18 protein-coding genes, 1 tRNA gene and 1 pseudogene are annotated in these 17,259 nt (G+C 62.5%); 7 read left to right on the top strand and 13 right to left on the bottom strand.

The window, feature by feature from the left end:
* Positions 1 to 12 precede the first annotated feature (12 nt).
* From NL532_RS17750 to NL532_RS17740, 3 genes are all read right to left on the bottom strand, one after another.
* Entirely contained in the window at positions 13 to 492 is a 480-nt protein-coding gene (locus NL532_RS17750; protein ID WP_245270406.1) for a potassium channel family protein, read from the bottom strand.
* A gap of 255 nt (positions 493 to 747) precedes the next feature.
* Positions 748 to 837, bottom strand: a tRNA-Ser gene (locus NL532_RS17745).
* Between the two features lie 210 nt (positions 838 to 1,047).
* Positions 1,048 to 1,527: an MgtC/SapB family protein gene (locus NL532_RS17740; protein ID WP_027050850.1), complete on the bottom strand. Its 480-nt coding sequence runs from the start codon at positions 1,525 to 1,527 to the stop codon at positions 1,048 to 1,050.
* Between the two features lie 295 nt (positions 1,528 to 1,822).
* Here NL532_RS17740 and NL532_RS17735 point away from each other — a divergent pair, with 295 nt between their 5' ends.
* The 7 genes and pseudogenes from NL532_RS17735 (at position 1,823) to NL532_RS17705 (ending at position 9,340) form a co-directional block, all read left to right on the top strand.
* Complete coding sequence (locus NL532_RS17735; protein WP_023830024.1) at positions 1,823 to 3,031, top strand: septal ring lytic transglycosylase RlpA family protein; 1,209 nt, start codon at positions 1,823 to 1,825, stop codon at positions 3,029 to 3,031.
* Positions 3,032 to 3,133: 102 nt separating this feature from the next.
* A complete protein-coding gene (locus NL532_RS17730; protein ID WP_023830023.1) occupies positions 3,134 to 4,300 on the top strand; it encodes a D-alanyl-D-alanine carboxypeptidase family protein in 1,167 nt (388 codons plus the stop codon).
* Between the two features lie 72 nt (positions 4,301 to 4,372).
* Positions 4,373 to 5,046 (top strand): annotated as a pseudogene (gene tmk, locus NL532_RS17725) (dTMP kinase).
* Positions 5,043 to 6,098 (top strand): DNA polymerase III subunit delta', encoded by a 1,056-nt coding sequence (locus NL532_RS17720; RefSeq protein WP_023830022.1) that lies wholly within the window; start codon positions 5,043 to 5,045, stop codon positions 6,096 to 6,098. The pseudogene tmk and the gene NL532_RS17720 overlap by 4 nt, the downstream one beginning before the upstream one ends.
* A gap of 90 nt (positions 6,099 to 6,188) precedes the next feature.
* Positions 6,189 to 7,739: a methionine--tRNA ligase gene (gene metG, locus NL532_RS17715; RefSeq protein ID WP_023830021.1), complete on the top strand. Its 1,551-nt coding sequence runs from the start codon at positions 6,189 to 6,191 to the stop codon at positions 7,737 to 7,739.
* Positions 7,739 to 8,527, top strand: coding sequence for a TatD family hydrolase (locus NL532_RS17710; protein WP_023830020.1), 789 nt, complete (start codon positions 7,739 to 7,741; stop codon positions 8,525 to 8,527). The genes metG and NL532_RS17710 overlap by 1 nt, the downstream gene beginning before the upstream one ends.
* A gap of 3 nt (positions 8,528 to 8,530) precedes the next feature.
* Positions 8,531 to 9,340: an MBL fold metallo-hydrolase gene (locus tag NL532_RS17705; RefSeq protein ID WP_023830019.1), complete on the top strand. Its 810-nt coding sequence runs from the start codon at positions 8,531 to 8,533 to the stop codon at positions 9,338 to 9,340.
* Between the two features lie 23 nt (positions 9,341 to 9,363).
* Here NL532_RS17705 and NL532_RS17700 read toward each other — a convergent pair whose 3' ends face one another.
* From NL532_RS17700 to NL532_RS17655, 10 genes are all read right to left on the bottom strand, one after another.
* Positions 9,364 to 10,125, bottom strand: a complete 762-nt coding sequence (locus tag NL532_RS17700) for a GNAT family N-acetyltransferase (RefSeq protein WP_023830018.1) — start codon at positions 10,123 to 10,125, stop codon at positions 9,364 to 9,366.
* A 569-nt stretch (positions 10,126 to 10,694) separates the two neighbouring features.
* A complete protein-coding gene (locus tag NL532_RS17695; RefSeq protein ID WP_286487393.1) occupies positions 10,695 to 11,237 on the bottom strand; it encodes a hypothetical protein in 543 nt (180 codons plus the stop codon).
* Positions 11,234 to 11,380 carry a hypothetical protein gene (locus NL532_RS17690; protein WP_023830016.1) on the bottom strand — a complete coding sequence of 49 codons (147 nt, stop codon included), beginning with the start codon at positions 11,378 to 11,380 and terminating at the stop codon, positions 11,234 to 11,236. The genes NL532_RS17695 and NL532_RS17690 overlap by 4 nt, the downstream gene beginning before the upstream one ends.
* 47 nt (positions 11,381 to 11,427) lie before the next feature.
* Positions 11,428 to 12,348 (bottom strand): alpha/beta fold hydrolase, encoded by a 921-nt coding sequence (locus NL532_RS17685; protein WP_245270407.1) that lies wholly within the window; start codon positions 12,346 to 12,348, stop codon positions 11,428 to 11,430.
* Positions 12,349 to 12,400: 52 nt separating this feature from the next.
* Positions 12,401 to 13,192: a DUF8605 domain-containing protein gene (locus tag NL532_RS17680; RefSeq protein ID WP_196813896.1), complete on the bottom strand. Its 792-nt coding sequence runs from the start codon at positions 13,190 to 13,192 to the stop codon at positions 12,401 to 12,403.
* Between the two features lie 92 nt (positions 13,193 to 13,284).
* Entirely contained in the window at positions 13,285 to 13,977 is a 693-nt protein-coding gene (locus NL532_RS17675) for an NAD(P)-binding domain-containing protein (RefSeq protein ID WP_245270404.1), read from the bottom strand.
* 106 nt (positions 13,978 to 14,083) lie between these two features.
* Positions 14,084 to 14,965 (bottom strand): aldose 1-epimerase family protein, encoded by an 882-nt coding sequence (locus tag NL532_RS17670; RefSeq protein ID WP_023745041.1) that lies wholly within the window; start codon positions 14,963 to 14,965, stop codon positions 14,084 to 14,086.
* 174 nt (positions 14,966 to 15,139) lie between these two features.
* Positions 15,140 to 15,856 carry a Bax inhibitor-1/YccA family protein gene (locus NL532_RS17665; RefSeq protein WP_023745040.1) on the bottom strand — a complete coding sequence of 239 codons (717 nt, stop codon included), beginning with the start codon at positions 15,854 to 15,856 and terminating at the stop codon, positions 15,140 to 15,142.
* A 39-nt stretch (positions 15,857 to 15,895) separates the two neighbouring features.
* Entirely contained in the window at positions 15,896 to 16,672 is a 777-nt protein-coding gene (locus tag NL532_RS17660) for an anti-sigma factor family protein (RefSeq protein WP_023696103.1), read from the bottom strand.
* A complete protein-coding gene (locus NL532_RS17655) occupies positions 16,669 to 17,202 on the bottom strand; it encodes a sigma-70 family RNA polymerase sigma factor (protein WP_023688465.1) in 534 nt (177 codons plus the stop codon). Before NL532_RS17655 ends, NL532_RS17660 begins: the two co-directional genes overlap by 4 nt.
* Between the last annotated feature and the right edge of the window lie 57 nt (positions 17,203 to 17,259).

The raw sequence follows: 17,259 nt of genomic DNA, 5'->3' as shown, positions 1-17,259 counted from the left end.
CATTGGCTCCTGTCAGAAATGTTCGCCGGCCTTGAACGGGCCGATGCGGGTGCCTGCCGCGATCAGATAGGCGGTCGACCAGCCAATCAGAAGAAATCCGTTCACGCCTTCAAGCGCCGCCAGGACACGCCATGCGTGGGCCGGCACGATGTCGCCGTAGCCAACCGTCGAGAAGGTGATGGTGGAAAAGTACAGGGCGGTTTCGAAGTCGGCGAAGATATTCAGCAACCGGTATAGTCCTGCCCAGAGCCACACCTCCGCTGTCATAACGGCAAAGAGCCCCATGACCACGCTGATCATCGCAATGATGCGGCTGCGGCGCCCGTGCATGCGAAACCGGGCGACCAGGTGTCCCATCGCATGGGTAACGGCGATCAGACCAAATGTGTGTATGAGAACGGTCAGGCTTATGGCGATGGTGCCGATGAGCAGATTAAGGATCATGCGCTGACCGTACCGATGATCATCGTTGTTTTCATTGTGCAGGATCAAGTTCGATAAACCGATCTGTGGATTCTTCAGGCACGTACCGGCGAGGGGAGTATGTGATCGTCAATTAACGGCACACCAAGCGAGCACCGGGCACGCACTCGGAGCTCCTCGATCGAGCTCGATCAGCTCCCAACGGGTGTCAAAAGTGCTATTCAAAAACCAAAATGCTGCGGCTGATTTTATGGTGGGTCCAATGGCCGGTCTCGAACAAAATCAGAATTAAGCTGTTGTTTTAAAAAGATAATGTCAGAGAAATGGCGGAGGGAGTGGGATTCGAACCCACGGTGGGCTTGCACCCACGCCGGTTTTCAAGACCGGTGCCTTAAACCGCTCGGCCATCCCTCCAACGTGACTTTTCAATCATCTAGGAACATCAACCGACCCAGTGAACGACAGTTGGTATCGAATGATACCTATCCTTCCGGACCAGCTTGCGGTTCATTTCTCTAGAGCGTTGCCCATCGCCAAGTCAACCATCGGCGCTGCCATGGATAATAGGGGGTGGCGTTCGTTACCCGAACGGAGCTGCGAACCCGTTTTCGAAGGAGCCGGGATCTAATTGCGATCCTTGCTGCCGACCTGCACAAGTTGCAGAAGACCCAGCACGACAAGTGCGAGCAAGGTAGCCAAAGCCGCGATCTGCCAGAACCCGAGCCCAACCGCCAGGCCTATGGCGCCTGCCAGCCACATGCCCGCCCCAGTGGTAAGCCCTTGAACCTCGCCCTTGGAGAAGAAGATCAAGCCCGCGGCCAGAAATGCCACGCCGGCAGTCGTGGCTTCGATCAAGCGGATAGGATCAATGGCGATTTCCTGACCATCGAAGACGTGAAGATGAGTAATCTCGATCGTGAGGATGGCAATTAGAGCCGTCGCAACACAGACCAGGATGTGTGTCCTCAATCCGGCCGGTCGGTTACGCCATTCGCGTTCGATCCCAACGATGGAGCCAAGGACGGCCGCGAGCAAAAGCCTGGCTGAAATTACGGAAAAGGGCAGCCACGTCTGTTGCCCGAAACGTTCAATGAATTCATCCATGAGGCGCAGAACGTATCTCGGGTCGGTCGGTTCCAGGCAGCCGCGCTTCATGCCACAGGTTCACTTCCAGACTCCAAAGGACAGAGGTCTCGGATGCCTCCTCACAGGCGCCCGGCCAGCCCGGGACCTGGCCGCCACATTCCTGCCCGGTTCCGGACACAATCGATTAATACGCTGATAAACAATTCCTGCGCACAAGGGATGGGGATTGGCGCGTCGCAGGCATTGCTCATCTGGCTCCGCCGAAATTCTAGAAGCGGCGCCTGTGTCGAGACGGTAGGGGACATCGGAAAACATGCAGACCACGACGCATCGGCGTCTTCGTCGCGCTCCTGCTTTGGTGTTGTGCGCTCTTTCGGCTGCGTTGCTGGCCGCGTGCGCGTCGCCGCAGTCCGAGCCGAAAGCCATGGTCTACAAGAAGCCTCGCTCGAAGGAATATTTTGCCGAGACCGAGTACGGCGTGAAGGCCAGCCCGCGCGTTCAGTACATGCGGCGCGGCGGCGGCCGCGACCAGTTGGGCAAGCCCTATCAGGTGCGCGGCAAGTGGTATTACCCCAAGGAAGACAAGCGCTACGCCAAGGTCGGTCTCGCCTCCTGGTATGGCGATGCCTTCCACGGTCGTCTCACAGCCAATGGCGAAGTCTACGACATGACCCATCTGACCGCGGCGCATCCGACCATGCCGCTGCCGAGCTATGCCCGTGTCACCAACACCGAGACCGGAAGCTCGGTCATCGTGCGCGTCAACGACCGCGGCCCCTATCATGAGGGACGCATCATCGATGTCTCGGAACGCGCCGCGCAAATGCTCGACTATGCCAAGGTCGGCACGGCCAGGGTCAAAGTGGAATATATCGGCCGCGCGCCGCTCGACGGCGACGACGACCAATATCTGGTCGCCTCCTATCGCCCGGGCAACAACCGCCCGGACCCGTCCGATGGCTTGCCGACCGGCGTCATGGTGGCGATGAACGGACCTTCGCCGAGCCTATCTGTTGGCGCACCCCCTGCCGTAGTGCCGTTTCCTGGTCAGTTGACGAATTCCGACACACAGCCAGTGATGTCGATGCAGGCACCGGCCTCAAGCGATGTGACGCTGCCTGAATTCGGGCCGATCGTGCCTCAGCGCCCGGAATCGTCCTTTGCCGTGGCTTCGCTCTCCTATGCGGATGAGCGCGTACAGCGCGCCGACGTCTTTGCAGCGCTTGACGACCAGGGCATGTCGCCAGCCGACATCCTGCAATCGTGGAAGAAATCCAACCCGCAGGCATCGCCTGCCGTTTCCGACTATGTCGCCGCCGGATCCTTCGACGATGCTGCCGAGGCAAAGCGGGTGGCTGCGGCTCTCGAACCGTTCGGCAGGACCGAAATCCAGAGCACCGAACTCGACGGCAATGACTGGTACGCGGTCAATCTCTATCCGGATGGCCATGGCAATGTCGACGACCTCTTGCGCGCGGCATGGTCGCATGGCGCGCCGGACGCGCTGGCTGTGCGCAACTGACCAACAAAGGCACGCCGGTTTTGTCATTGCGCGGTTGATCCGCCGGGAAGAAGCCTGATAGCGTTGCGGCAAGTTTCTGCCGGCTAACAGTCGAGCCTCTTCATGCGATTTCGCCTTTTCCACCCTTTTGCCGGGCTTTTTGGCCTTGGCTTCTTGCTTGCCGCGTTGGTTCCGGCCAACGCGCAGCTTTTTGAGACCAAGGCCACGCAGGCTTTCGTGATCGATGCCGAAACCGGCACGGTGCTGTTTTCCAAGGATGCCGACCAACCGATCCCGCCGGCCTCGATGGCCAAGCTGATGACGATGGAGATGGTCTTCAACGCCATCAAGTCGAAGCGCATGAGCCTCGACGACACCTTCGTGGTTTCGGAAAATGCCTGGCGCAAGGGCGGTGCGCCTTCGGGAACGTCGACCATGTTTGCCAAGCTCAAATCGGCGATCCGGGTCGAGGATCTGATCCAGGGGGTCACCATACAGGCCGCCAATGACGGCTGCATGGTGCTGGCCGAAGGCATGGCCGGTTCGGAAGAGAATTTCGCGGCGCAGATGAACGATCGCGCCCGCCAGATCGGGCTCGCGAAATCGACATTCGTCAATTCGACCGGCCTGCCGGCCGACGGCCAGCAGACGACGGTGCGCGAACTGGCGCAGCTTGGCCTGCATATATGGCGCGAATATCCGGATCTCTATCTCTATTACGGCCGGGCCGATTTCACCTGGAACAAGATCTCGCAAAAGAACCGCAACCCGTTGCTGGCCATGGGCATCGGTGCCGATGGGCTGGCGGTCGGGTCGAGTGAGGCGGGCGGTTTCGGCATCGTCGGCTCGGTCAGCCATGACGGGACGCGGGTGATCGCGGCGATGAGCGGATTGGCCAACGACCGCGAGCGCGCCGAGGAAGCGCGCAAGCTGCTTGAATGGGGCGTCCGCTCCTTCGAGAAGACCGAGATTTTCGCCAGCAACGAAGTGGTCGGCGAGGCCCAGGTGTTCGGCGGCGCCAAATCCAGCGTAGCGCTGAAGGCAAAGGCGCCCATCGACGTCCTGCTGCCGATCGCCAACCGCGACAAGCTGACCGCCAGGATCGTCTATCAGGGGCCGGTATCGGCGCCGGTGGAGGAGGGACAGCCCGTCGGCGCGCTGCGCGTCTGGATCGGCGACACGCTGAGCCAGGAAACCCCGCTTTTCGCCGCCGAATCGGTTGGCGTCGGCACACTGCCGCAACGAGCGTTTGATGCCGCCAGGGAACTGGCCGTAGGCTGGCTGCGTTGAGTTCCTGCGGCGTGGACCTTTTCTCGGGCGCGGACTAAGACACCAGCGCAAAGCAGGACAAAGGCCTTTCGATTGGCAAGCGGATTTTTCATCACCTTCGAAGGCGGCGAGGGCGCCGGCAAGTCGACGCAGATCGAGCGGCTGGCCCAGAAGATGCGCGCCAAGAAATACGATGTCCTCCTCACCCGCGAACCCGGGGGTCACCCGGCGCCGAGGCGGTCAGGCACGTGCTCCTGTCCGGCGCCGCCGAGCCTTTCGGGCCGAAGATGGAGGCGTTGCTGTTTGCCGCCGCACGCTCCGACCATGTCGAGCAGGTCATCCGGCCGGCGGTGGAGCGCGGCTCCATCGTGCTTTGCGACCGTTTCCTGGATTCGTCGCGCGTCTATCAGGGCGTCACCGGCGGCCTCGATCCGGCTTTCATGGAAGCTCTGGAGGAGGTCGCCATCAACGGCATGATGCCGGACATGACGCTGATCCTTGACATTGACCCCGCCGAGGGCTTGCGGCGCGCCGCCGCGCGGCGTGGCGCCGAGGACGGTCCGGACCGCTTCGAAAAGGAGACGCTGGACATCCACCAGCGCCGCCGTGACGCCTTCCTGGCGATCGCAGCCGCCGAGCCGGACCGCTGCATCGTGATCGACGCGTCGGCGCCTCCCGCTGCGGTGGAGGATGTCATCACCGCGGTGGTGTTCGCCGCACTTGAGGCGAGGGCGCCCGCGCGCAACCGACAGGCGGCGCCCGCATGATCTTCGAACGCATCGCTCCCGAGCAGCACGACACGCTGGACGGTGTACCGGAGCCGTCCGAGACGCTGCGCCTGGTCGGCCATGAGCAGGCGGCCGCGATGCTCGCTGCCGCCTATCGCTCGGGAAAACTGCCGCATGCGTTGATCTTTGCCGGGCCGGTCGGCATCGGCAAGGCGACGCTTGCCTTTCACCTGGCGCACCATCTGTTGAAGCATCCGGCCTTCGACCAGGCGCCGGATGTGTTTGCCGTTCCCGATCCGGCCTCACCGCTGTTTCGCCAGATCGCCACAGGGGCGCATCCCGGCGTGCTGCATCTGACCAGGCCGCTGAACGACAAGACCAAGAGCTTCAAGACGGTCGTCACCGTCGACGAGATCCGCAAGGTCAACCGCTTCCTGTCGCTGACCTCGCATGACGGCAGCTACCGGGTGGTGATCGTCGATCCGGCCGACGACATGAACACCAACGCCGCCAATGCCTTGCTGAAGAACCTTGAGGAGCCGCCGAGCCGCACGCTGTTCATCCTCATCGTGCATGCGCCGGGCAGCCTTTTGCCGACCATCCGCTCGCGCTGCCAGATGGTGCGGCTGACGCCGCTCGATGCCGGCAGCCTGATGAGCGTTCTGGAAACCGTCGAGCCGCCGCCACCTTCCGATCCTGCCGCGCGCGCGGCATTGGCGGAACGGGCAGGGGGCAGCGCCCGCAATGCGATCCTTCTGACCCAATATGGCGGGCTGGAGATTGCCGGCACGCTCGACGCCCTGGTCACGTCGGGCAAGAGCGACATCGCCGGCGCCTATCGCCTTGCCGAGGCCGTCGCCGGCCGCGACCAGGCGATCCAGTTCGACATCTTCAACCGCCGCGCGCTCGATCTGCTCTCCACCGGCGCCAGTGAAGCCGCGCTGGCTGGGGATCTCGCGCGGGCGAAAACGCTGTCCGACACTTGGCACGACGCGCTGAACGCCATATCTGAGACCGATACCTACAATCTTGACAAGAAGCAGCACGCCTTGACCATGATCGACCGCCTGAATTCCGCAATGCGAATGTGACCGGTTTCGGCATTGGGGCGGGATGGCAATCGCCGTCTCGATGCGATATCCACCGCTCACATTCATTCGGCCATTCATGACGGTTAATTCATGTCACGCGACACATTCTACATCACGACACCAATTTTCTATCCGAACGGCAAGCCGCATATCGGCCACGCCTATACGGTCATCGCGACCGACGCGCTGGCCCGCTTCCAGCGCCTGGACGGCAAGGACGTGCTCTTCCTCACCGGCACTGACGAACACGGCCTCAAGATGCAGCAGACGGCCGAGAAGGAAGGCATAACGCCACTCGCGCTTGCCGACCGCAACTCGGCGATCTTCCGTTCGATGACAGAGGTCCTGGGCGGCTCGAATGATGATTACATCCGCACGACGGAACCACGCCACTACGAGTCGTGCCAGGCGATCTGGAAGGCGATGGCGGCCAATGGCGACATCTATCTCGACCGCTACAGTGGCTGGTATTCGGTCCGCCAGGAAGCCTATTTCGAAGAGAGCGAAACCACGCTCGGCGACGACGGCGTGCGCCGCGAGCCGCTTGGCTCGCCGGTCGAATGGAATGAGGAGGAAAGCTACTTCTTCAGGCTTTCCGCCTATCAGGACAAATTGCTTGCGCTGTACGAAAGCCAGCCCGATTTCGTCGGTCCGGCCGAGCGCCGAAATGAGGTGATGAGCTTCGTCAGGTCCGGCCTCAAGGACATCTCGGTCTCGCGCACGACCTTCAATTGGGGCGTGCCGGTGCCGGGCGACGACAAGCATGTGATGTATGTCTGGGTCGATGCCCTGACCAACTACATCACCGCTGCCGGCTATCCCGACACCAAGGCCGAGCAATGGCGCTACTGGCCGGCCACGCACATTATCGGCAAGGACATCGTCCGCTTCCATGCCGTCTACTGGCCGGCTTTCCTGATGTCGGCCGGCATCGAACTGCCGAAGCGCGTCTTCGCGCATGGCTTCCTGTTCAACCGCGGCGAGAAAATGTCGAAGTCGGTCGGCAATGTCGTAGACCCCTTCACCATGGTCGAGCATTACGGCCTCGACCAGGTGCGCTATTTCTTCTTGCGTGAGGTGCCATTCGGCCAGGACGGCAGCTACAGCCATGACGCGATCGTCAACCGCACAAATGCCGATCTCGCCAACGGTCTCGGCAATCTGGCGCAGCGCTCGCTGTCGATGATCGCCAAGAACTGCGGCGGCGTGGTGCCGCATCGCGGCGAGCTGACCGAAGCCGACAGCGCGATCCTCGACCAGGCGGTGGAAGCGCTGGGTACCGCGCGCCAGGCGATGGCGGAACAGGGCATCCATCTCGCGTTGGCGGCGATCTTCGGCGTTGTGGCGGAAGCGGATCGCTACTTCGCCTCGCAGGAGCCCTGGGCGCTGAAGAAGACCGATCCGGCGCGCATGGAAACAGTGCTGTGGACGACCGCCGAACTGGTGCGGCGCGTGGCATTGCTGTGCCAACCCTACATTCCGGGGTCGGCCGGCAAGCTGCTCGATCTGCTGGTGGTGCCGGCGGACAAGCGTGACTTCGCGCATGTCCATGCCGACTATGCGCTGGTGCCCGGCACGGCGCTGCCCGCGCCGGAGGGCGTGTTTCCGCGTTATGTCGAAAACCCTGAAGCGAGCGCCTGATGCTCGTCGACAGCCATTGCCATCTCGACTTTCCGGATTTCACCGAGGAGCGGGCGGCCATCGTCGCCCGCGCAAAGGCTGCCGGTATAGGTCACATGGTGACCATCTCGACACGCGTGAAGCGGTTTGCGCAAGTGCTTGAGATTGCCGAGAGTTTCGACGAAATCTATTGCTCGGTCGGCACCCATCCTCACAATGCCGGCGAAGAGCTGGATGTGACGGCTGAGGACCTTGTGCGCCTGTCCGCGCACCCGAAGGTGGTGGCGATCGGCGAGGCCGGGCTCGACTATTTTTACGACAAGGCGCCACGCGATGCGCAGGCGCAGGGTTTTCGCACTCATATAGCAGCTGCGCGCGAGACCGGGCTGCCGCTGGTGATCCATTCGCGCGATGCCGATGACGACATGGCTGCCATCCTCGAAGACGAAACAGGGAAGGGCGCCTTCCCCTTCATCCTGCATTGTTTTTCGTCGGGGCGACGGCTGGCAGAGGTCGGCGTGGCGCTTGGTGGCTATGTGTCCTTCTCGGGCATACTGACCTTCAAGAACTCCGCCGATTTACGCGCCATCGCAGCCGATGTGCCGCATGCCCGGCTGCTGGTCGAGACCGACGCGCCGTATCTGGCGCCGGTGCCGTTCCGCGGCAAACGCAACGAGCCGGCCTATGTCGCGCATACAGCCAAGGTGCTGGCGGAGACGGTCGGCGTTGGCGAAGCCGAGATCGCGACGCTGACGACGGCGAACTTCTTCCGGCTGTTCGGCAAGATGCCGCGGCCCGCCGGGCTCTGACGCATGAGCGACCGGCTGCGCCTCACCATCCTCGGCTGCGGCTCGTCACCTGGCACGCCGCGCATCACCGGCGATTGGGGCAATTGCGACCCGGCCAATCCGAAAAACCGGCGTACACGCTCAGCCGCGCTCGTCGAGCGGATAGCAGCCAACGGCGCCAGAACCACGGTGGTCATCGACACCGGGCCTGATTTCCGTGAGCAGATGCTGATGGCGGCGGTCCGGCGCATCGACGCCGTCGTCTATACGCATCCGCACGCCGACCACATCCACGGCATCGACGATCTGCGCGGCTACGTGCTGGAACAGCGCCATTTGATCGATGTGCATGCCGACCAGCCGACCATGCTCAGGCTGCGCGAAGCGTTCGGCTATTGCTTCGAGACGCCGCTTGGCAGTTCCTACCCGCCGATCGTCAGGCCGCACATCATCGATCACGCAAGGGCGGTGACGATCGAAGGCGAGGGCGGTGCCCTCACCCTCGAGCCGCTGCCGCAGATCCATGGCGACATCATTTCGCTCGGGTTCCGCATCGGCGGGCTGGCTTACTGCCCCGATATAAGCGACTTCCCGGATACCACCGCCGAGCGGCTGCGCGGCCTGGACATGCTGGTCATCGATGCCTTGCAGTACCATACCCATCCCAGCCATCTGTCGCTCGGTCAGGCGCTTGGCTGGATTGAAAAACTGGCGCCGAAACAGGCCGTGCTGACGCATATGCATGTGCCGCTCGACTATGCCACGGTGAAGGCCGAGGTGCCGGCCAACGTCACTCCGGCCTATGACGGCATGGTGATCGAAATTCCTTTATGAGACAGCATGATACGAGCAGATCTTTATAAGGACGTTCGGTTCTTCGGCGCGAAGATCAGCAGCGTTCCAATCCGCTCATAGCCCATGCGGGGATAAAGCAGCGCTCCGGCACGCGTCGCCAACAGCATCGAGCACCGCGACCCATGCGCTTTGTCGTCATGCAGCATTTTGGCCATCAGCGCCTGGCCGATGCCTCGACGCCGGTGCGAAGGCTCGACAAACATTGCCGAGCACCATGTGGCGCCGACGGCGTCTATGCTGCGCACACGCCCGACGATAGCGTCGCCATCGAGCGCCACATACTGGCGAAACGGCGCATCGTCGCCGAGTTGATCGTCTGGAAGTGGCCGCCTGCGTATGACCTTTCCCAGTTGTGCAGCGCGTTCAGCCGTCCTCACGCGTTCGATAGAGACGATTGCTGGCGGGTCTGGAATTTGGCGCAGCGACTGGACGAAAAAGCCTTCCGTCCGCAGCAGCCGGTAGCCGAGCGCCTTGTAGGCCGTTCGCGTTGGTTCGTCCGGGCCGTCATTCGCGATCACGACCGAAACGGCAAAGCCCGGCCGCGCATGCTGCCGCACGATGGCATCGGCTTCCTCGGCGGCGACGTCATGGACGATCCATTCTTCGCCACGGTAGTCGCGTGCATTCTTGCGCTCGGCATCGCGCATCAGCCACAAGGGTCCGACGCGGCTGGCTTCGTATGGAAAGGTGCGGCTCTTGTCGGTGCTAAAGCCGTGCACGAACACTTCGATCGCCGCTTCGATGTCACGCTTTCCTGTCGTCATCGACACAGCGTAGCGTTGGCCAACGGCTCATGCCAAGCCCTATGAAAGTCCGCGTCCGTTCCCAGCTGCAGCCTGATGCATAAGTTCCATAATCTATCTTATGCGACTTTCATATGTGGCTGCTGCTTCCATTAGCGGCGTGCCAATATACGCCCTGCTGACTGAGATGCAGGCCGGCGGCTCACTGGGCGGTCACCATCCCATGGTTGCGATACAACGCATGATTTGCCGACAACGTCCCAACGGGTACCCTCAGGGGCATCCATCTGCCAGCGATCTGGCCTGCTGACGCGCGGTTCGTATAGCTTCCCCGAGGTCATCACTCACAACTACGATCCCCGTCGAGGACCGTGCAGAAATATTTGCGAGAGCAGGCAGAACGGGTTCTTGACGAGATCAGAGCGTCTGGGCTGCGCGCTATCAAAGCAAACTACTTGGAGAGGCGACGATTAACGGAGGAATGGCTCATTCGAGAACGGCGCCGACTGCTTGGGCCCACGAAGCTAGAGCGTCCGGTCTATTTCTTTCTTGGCGACTTTGCCGACGGCAAAGACCCGTCACGGCCAAGCTCACTCGTTATGCGACTGCGAGAGTTCCCACCGGAGACGCTCACTTTCACCTATCCGGACAGCATGGCAAGTCTTCCGATCGCGACGCGTGACGATCTTCGCCCCCAACGAAAGCGATACCACGGGCAAGTGTTTACTCTTGGTGAGATCGAAGCCGTCGTGGCCGAATTTGGGATGCCCGGTGAGCGCTGGAAGACCGATCCAACGATGAAGTATGACAAGTTCATCGAGGTGCAGGTATGGGATGATCGCCTCATTAACGAGCGGCTGCTTCAGGTCGATCCCCCCTCTCCCCTTAGCGATTGGGATGGCGCCTTTCGCCCCATAGGCAGGAAACTGCAGCGCAGCCAATCCGATGGAAAGGCCGGTGATCGTTGTGTTGGTCAACAGCGTTGCCAGCATGGGGACCGGATAGAGAAGTCGCGCCAGCCCATAGTCGCCATGCCCGGCTCCGGCCGAATAGAGCGCCAGGAAAAAGGCGACGGGCGTGATGCCGAGGCCGACAAGGAACCCTGCCCGCGAGGAGAATTTTGGCGACGTCATCTGGCCATGGCCATGGCAGCGGACGGGTCGCGGTCGTCAGGCGCGAGCTTGGACGAAGTGACAAGCAGCTTCTCCTGATCGGCCCGCGACTTCGGCTCGATCGCGATTTGCAGCAGAGGCCAGGGCGCGGCAGACTTCTCCATCGTGACGCCATGGTTGCAGATTGATCGGGTGGCCGCAACGGAGGGGTCTACGCCCGGCCGGCCGCCCGGCCCGTCCCTTTCGCTTCCTGGCTGTGGACGCGCGCCAGAAAATCGCGCACCAGGGGAAGCGCCTCATCGAAATGGGTTTCGAGCAGCCAGTGGCCGGCGCCGCCGATGAGATGAAGTTCTGCTTCCGGCAAATCGCGGTGGTAGGCATGCGCCGATTGTGCCGGCATGTAACCATCCTCGGGGCCCCAGACAATGAGCGTCTGCGGTTGGTGCTCGCGCAGGTAGCTCTGATAGCGCGGGAACCAGCCGAGGTTCGCCTCCAGCTTCTCCATCAGGCCGACCGCGAGCCGCCGGCGGATCGGCGTGTCCATCAAAGGCCAGTGGAGTTTCCAAAGATCGGGAGCCACGCGCTCGGCTACAGCGTAATCCACCTCTCCGACAAACTCGTGCCGGAACCCCTCCTCGCTCACCGCCTCTTCCAACGGCCGGTGCTTTTCGGGCGTCTTTTCCTTCCAATAGGCTTTTATCCCAGCGTATTTCGGCCCGAGAACATCCTGGTATATATCGCCGTTCTGGATGATGAGTGCCGCGATGCGCTCGGGATGTGCGATGGCGTGGCGCAGTCCGATCTGCGAGCCATAATCGTGCAGCCAGAGAGCATAGCGCGACATGCCGAGCGCATCGGCGAAAGCTGTCAGAAACTCGGCATAGGCATCGAAATCATAGCCAAAGTCCGACATTTCGGGCGTGCCGCTGTAGCCAAAGCCGGGAAAGTCCGGCGCGAATGTATGCCAGCGATCGGCAAGTGCCGGCATCAACCTTCGGAATTGATAGGACGAGCACGGATAGCCGTGCGGCAGGAGAAGGACGGGAGCATCAGGCGGGCCGTCTTCGCGATAGAAGATGCTGTTTCCGTCAACGTCGATCCGGCGATGTTGCAATTCTACCTCCTTGCTCAAAGCTTGCCCGCCACTTTGTTTACGGCGCTCCGGCAAGAAGGTTCCCTTGAAGTCAGGGCGTGACGGCTTCCGGCTCTCCATTGCCCGACAGGATCTGCAGCGTTCCGCGCGTGGCGTTGCGGAACGCATCGTCGAAACTGACGCCACGTACCTGCCAGCGATAGTCCTTATCCTTGAAGCTGAGCCGCCAGTCGCCGACCCAACCCAGCGCTTCCTGGCGCCATGCCAAAGTGCCGGAAAGCAGGGCGTCGCCATCCAGCGTGTTGGCCACGTCGGCGAGCGCGACGTCCGACGGCCGAGGCAACTCCAGCGGCAAACCGGTCCGGTGCGCCGCGTCCGCCAGCGCAACGCGCATATCCGCCGCAAGCTCGCCGCCGCCATCGCGCACTAGCGTGAAGCCCTCGCCTTTCATCGGCCTTACATCGAGCAGTGCGACGATTTTTGGCCGCGGCACCGCCCACGGTTTGCGCCCGAGCGACGCCAGCAAGGCATCGATCTTGTCCGGGTCGAAATCGGCGGTGATGTATTGCGGACGGTCGTGGGTGCCCTGCTCGTCATGCGGCGGGCGGTTGTTGAGCAGGTCGCGGTAGCCGACACCAGTGACATAGTCGGCCGCGTGCCGGCTCATGTCCGCAACACGCGGGTCGCCGATCAGCCGCGGGTCGCCGGAAACCTTGACCAGCACCTCTTCAAGGCACGGCGCCAGGCCCCACGCCCGGTTCTCCTCGCCAGTGCCGCTGGTCACCGATTGCGCGCGGTAGAGGCTGGCGCGGTCGATGTCGGCGGCAGCGACCGGAAAGACAATCAGCACAGCCAGCGCCGCTGCCACAAAGCCCAATTTCAAGCATGCAGGCACCCGCCGACCCTCCCGAAACGGTCCGGAACATCCGTTGGAGCCATACTCCTGATCATCAGGGAATTTCAAGGTGCCGCCCATCAAGGCGTATCGCCGACGATGCGCCGGTGTACGCCGTCCAGGCTCTCGGTGAGCGCCTCGAACACGTTTCGCGCCGTGAGTTCGCGAAGAACCTGTTCGTTGATGCCGCCGCGCGTCGCATAGTCCTGCGCCAGATGCATGAAGTCGGCATCCGGCGACATATCGGGAGCGCATCCCAAGGCTTTGAAAAGCGAGGCGATGTAATCGCGCCCCTTCCCTTCCTCCACGCCATTCCTCTTGAGCCAGCTGTTAATCGTATCGAGATATCTGAAGTAGCTGGCATAGGTTGCGGTGGCCACGCTCAACGCGTTGAATTCGGCTGGGTTCTCGACCTCGATCACTTTCCCCAGATTGCCGAACAAGGCAGCGACAGTGGCATCCGGCGGGCAGATGATCGTTGCCCCCAGCCGGTGGGCGATCATCGGCATGGGCAGCGCTTTCGTCACCTGGTGCGCGGGTGCGGTCAAGCGGGCAATCTCCTCGCGCGGCAGCGTGGCGATCAAGCTGATGAGGTGATGCTCGCGCCGAAACCGCAAACCCGGCAGGACGTCATGCGCAATTTGCGGCCGGACAGCCAGCATGACCAGGTCGCATTGATCGAGAACCGCCTGATTGTCATCAGCAATACGCACATCCGGATAACGGGCTGCCAGCTCTGCGGCGATCTCTTCATTGCGCGGCGACAGCAGCACGGAGACGGAGTTATCCGCGACGGATTTGAGCCGCTGACGATGGCCGCTGTAAGGGCACCCGTGCCGATGAAGCCAAGTTTCATCGCGCCTATCTCTGGTTCATCGGTCACAGTGGCGCATGGTAGAGCCGTACCTGATAGCTCAGCACGCGCCTTTCACCGGGCGCAATCAGCATCACGCCCGGCTTGTCCGCGAACTCGCCATCGAAATCCACGGGGCTGGCAAGCCCGTGCCAGGGTTCGATGCACAGGAACGGAGCGCCGCTCGGCTTCGACCAGATGCCCAATTCCTTAAAACCCTGCCACGACATCTCGATCGCCGCACCGTTCGCGGCGGCATAGCGCACGCTGGTGCTGGCCGGCCGGTCGAGGATCACGGCGTCTGCCTCGAACAGCTGTTCGGAAAGCGCCAGCGTTTTGCCTTCAATGGGCGTCGGCCGCGGTGCAGCCAGCACCAAGCCATCCTTCAGCCGGCGGATCGGCGCCGGCTCGTCCTGGGCAAAGGTCAGGTGGTAGTCGGTCTTGGCGAGCCCCGGCTGCAATGGCCAATTGAAAGCCGGATGTGCACCGATGGAGGCTGGCAGCGTCTCGTCGCCGGTGTTGGCAATCTCGAAGCTCACACCAAGTTCGCGACGCTCGAGCGTATAGGTGATGGCAAGGCGAAAGGCGAACGGATAGCGCGTGCGTGTATCGGCATCGTCGGTCAACACCAGCGTGCAAGATCGGGGACTCGTCTCAGCAGCCCACACAAATGGCTTGTCGCGCGCAAATCCGTGCTGCGTCAGGGGATAGACCTGGCCCCCATGGCGGAGCTGGTCGCCCTTCAGCCGGCCGACGATCGGAAACAGCACCGGCGAATGCCGCCGCCATTCCGGCCCGGCCTGCCACAAAAACTCCAGACCCTCGGCATTGCGCAAGGAGACGAGCTCGGCCCCCTGCCCGACAATGGTTGCCGAGATGCCGTCGCCGTGAAGCGTCACTTGTTCCATGCGTTCTCGCGGAAAGCTGCGTGCGAGCGGCAGGTTAGCAAAAGCCCGCATGGACTCAAGGGCGCAGCGACATCGCGCTGATAGAGGAGCGATGTCTCCACGGCAAAACGACAGTGGCCGGAGATTCTCCTCCGGCCACTGCGAGATCGAGATTGTTGCCCTGCTACGGTTCGACTATTCGCGCTCGCCGGTGAAATTCAGCAACAGCTGGAAGATGTTGACGAAGTTCAGGTACAGCGACAGCGCGCCGAAGACGGCGAGCTTCTGCTGCGATTCCGCGTCGAAATTCTCCGCATACTGTTCCTTGATCGTCTGCGTGTCCCAGGCGGTCAGGCCGACAAAGACGGCAATGCCGATCACCGAGATGGCGAACTGCAGCGCGGTCGAGCCAAGGAAGATGTTGACGACGCTGGCGATCACCACGCCGATCAGGCCCATGATCAGGAAGGACGAGAACTGGGTCAGGTCGCGCTTGGTCGTGTAGCCGTAGAGGCTGGTGGCGCCGAACATGGTGGCGGTGATGAAGAAGGTGCGCGCGATGCTGGTGCCGGTGAAGACCAGGAACACCGAAGCCAGCGACAGCCCCATCACCGCGCAGAAGGCCCAGAACATCAACTGGGCGCTCGCCGCCGACATCGTCTGCATCTTGAACGAGAACAGCAGCACGAAGGCGAGCGGCGCCAGCATCACCACCCATTTCAGCGGGCTGGAAAAGATCGGCACGTAGAGGGCCGGCGTCGAAGCGACCACCATGGCGACGATGCCGGTGACGACGAGGCCGATGCCCATGTAGTTATAGACACGCAGCATGTGGCTGCGCAGGCCCTCGTCATAGATGGCGCCGGCGCGTGCGCCAGTGCCCATGCGGTATCCGAGGTCAGGGGTATTCATTGCGGGTTCTCCTTATGTGGTCTCAGTAAAGTGTCCTGATCAGTAAAGTGTCTTGGCAAGCGTCTCGGCGGCGCGGTCGAGGTCGTGGACATCGCTGCGCGCGACGACCGCGTACGCGACCTCGCCGATCTGGAAATAGGCAGAGGAGATGTCGCCGGAGGGCGCGATGGCAGGCTTGACCACGTCGAAGGTTCCGGGCCGGATCGCAAACAGCGAGACCAGCCCCATATCCTTCGTCTCCAGCGCCACCTCGACGCTCGGCCCGAAGCGCGACGGATAGATCTGCACGTCGCGGACCTTCCAGTCCTTGGGCAGCGATGGCATGACGATTGCGGTGGCGGCGCGGATTTCGTCGCCATTGTAGTTGGGCGCCTCCAGCTGCGAGGGCATCGCCTCGCGCATGAGCGTCGTCTTGTGCGCCCGGATCGCTTCTTCGACATAGGCGGGCGGCGGCGGCGAAGCCACGACCTTGGTCACCAGCAGCGGCCCGAAGAGGCCGTTCGCCAGCCAGCCGGCAGCGACAAAGACGGCGACCGCGGCCGCCCGCTGCAGCACGGCGAAGACGCGGCGACTGGCCAGTCCCCTGCCCAGCCGGCGCGCGACTTCAGTCGTCGCCGGCCGCGCCATGCCTGTGGAAGCAGCCAGCGCCAGGCGCAGTTCGTCGCGCGTCCTCAAGTCGGACATCACCCGCGCCGCAGCCTCCGGACGAACCGAGAGGAACGCCTCGACCTCGATGCGGCGCGCGACATCCAGCTGGTCGTCGACATAAGAATCGAGATCGGTATCGGTCACCGGGTCCCGCAACAGGTCGGTCATGACGGGTCTCCCACGATCCTCAGATGGCTTTTGGCCGGCGAAGGTGCAGCGTTTTCCATCTCGCGCAGTGCTGCGCGCGCCCTGCCGATGCGCGACATCAGCGTGCCCAGCGGCACCCCGCTGGCGTCGGCGGCCTGCTGGTAGGAAAGGCCCTCGATGGCGACCAGATGCAGCGCCGAACGCTGCTCCTCCGGCAGACTGAAAAAGGCCTCGCGCACCTGCGCCAGTCGCACGGAATGTTCCTGAGGCGCCGGCGTGCTGGCATCGGTGAGATAGCCGGCCTGCTCGACACGCGCTGCTTCCGACCGGCGCGAGCGCATCTTGTCGATGAAAGCGTTGTGGACGATCGACAGCAACCATGCCCGCAGATTGCCGCCCGAGCGGAATGTGTCGCGCCGCTCGTAGGCGCGCACCAGCGCATCGTGCACCAGATCCTCGGCGTCAGTGCCGTCGCGCGTCAGCGAGCGTGCGTAGCGCCTGAGCGAACCCAGCTGTCCGACAATATCGAAGCGTGGCATCGACCGTTTCATGCCCCGTTTACGAAACAGGCGGGGATCTTAATCCATCGCCACCAAAACTTTTTTGCG

The sequence above is a fragment of the Mesorhizobium sp. C120A genome (assembly GCF_030323105.1).
GTDB lineage: Bacteria > Pseudomonadota > Alphaproteobacteria > Rhizobiales > Rhizobiaceae > Mesorhizobium.
The sequence above is the reverse complement of the archived record's forward strand: the minus strand, read 5'-3'. Positions and strand labels throughout refer to the sequence as shown.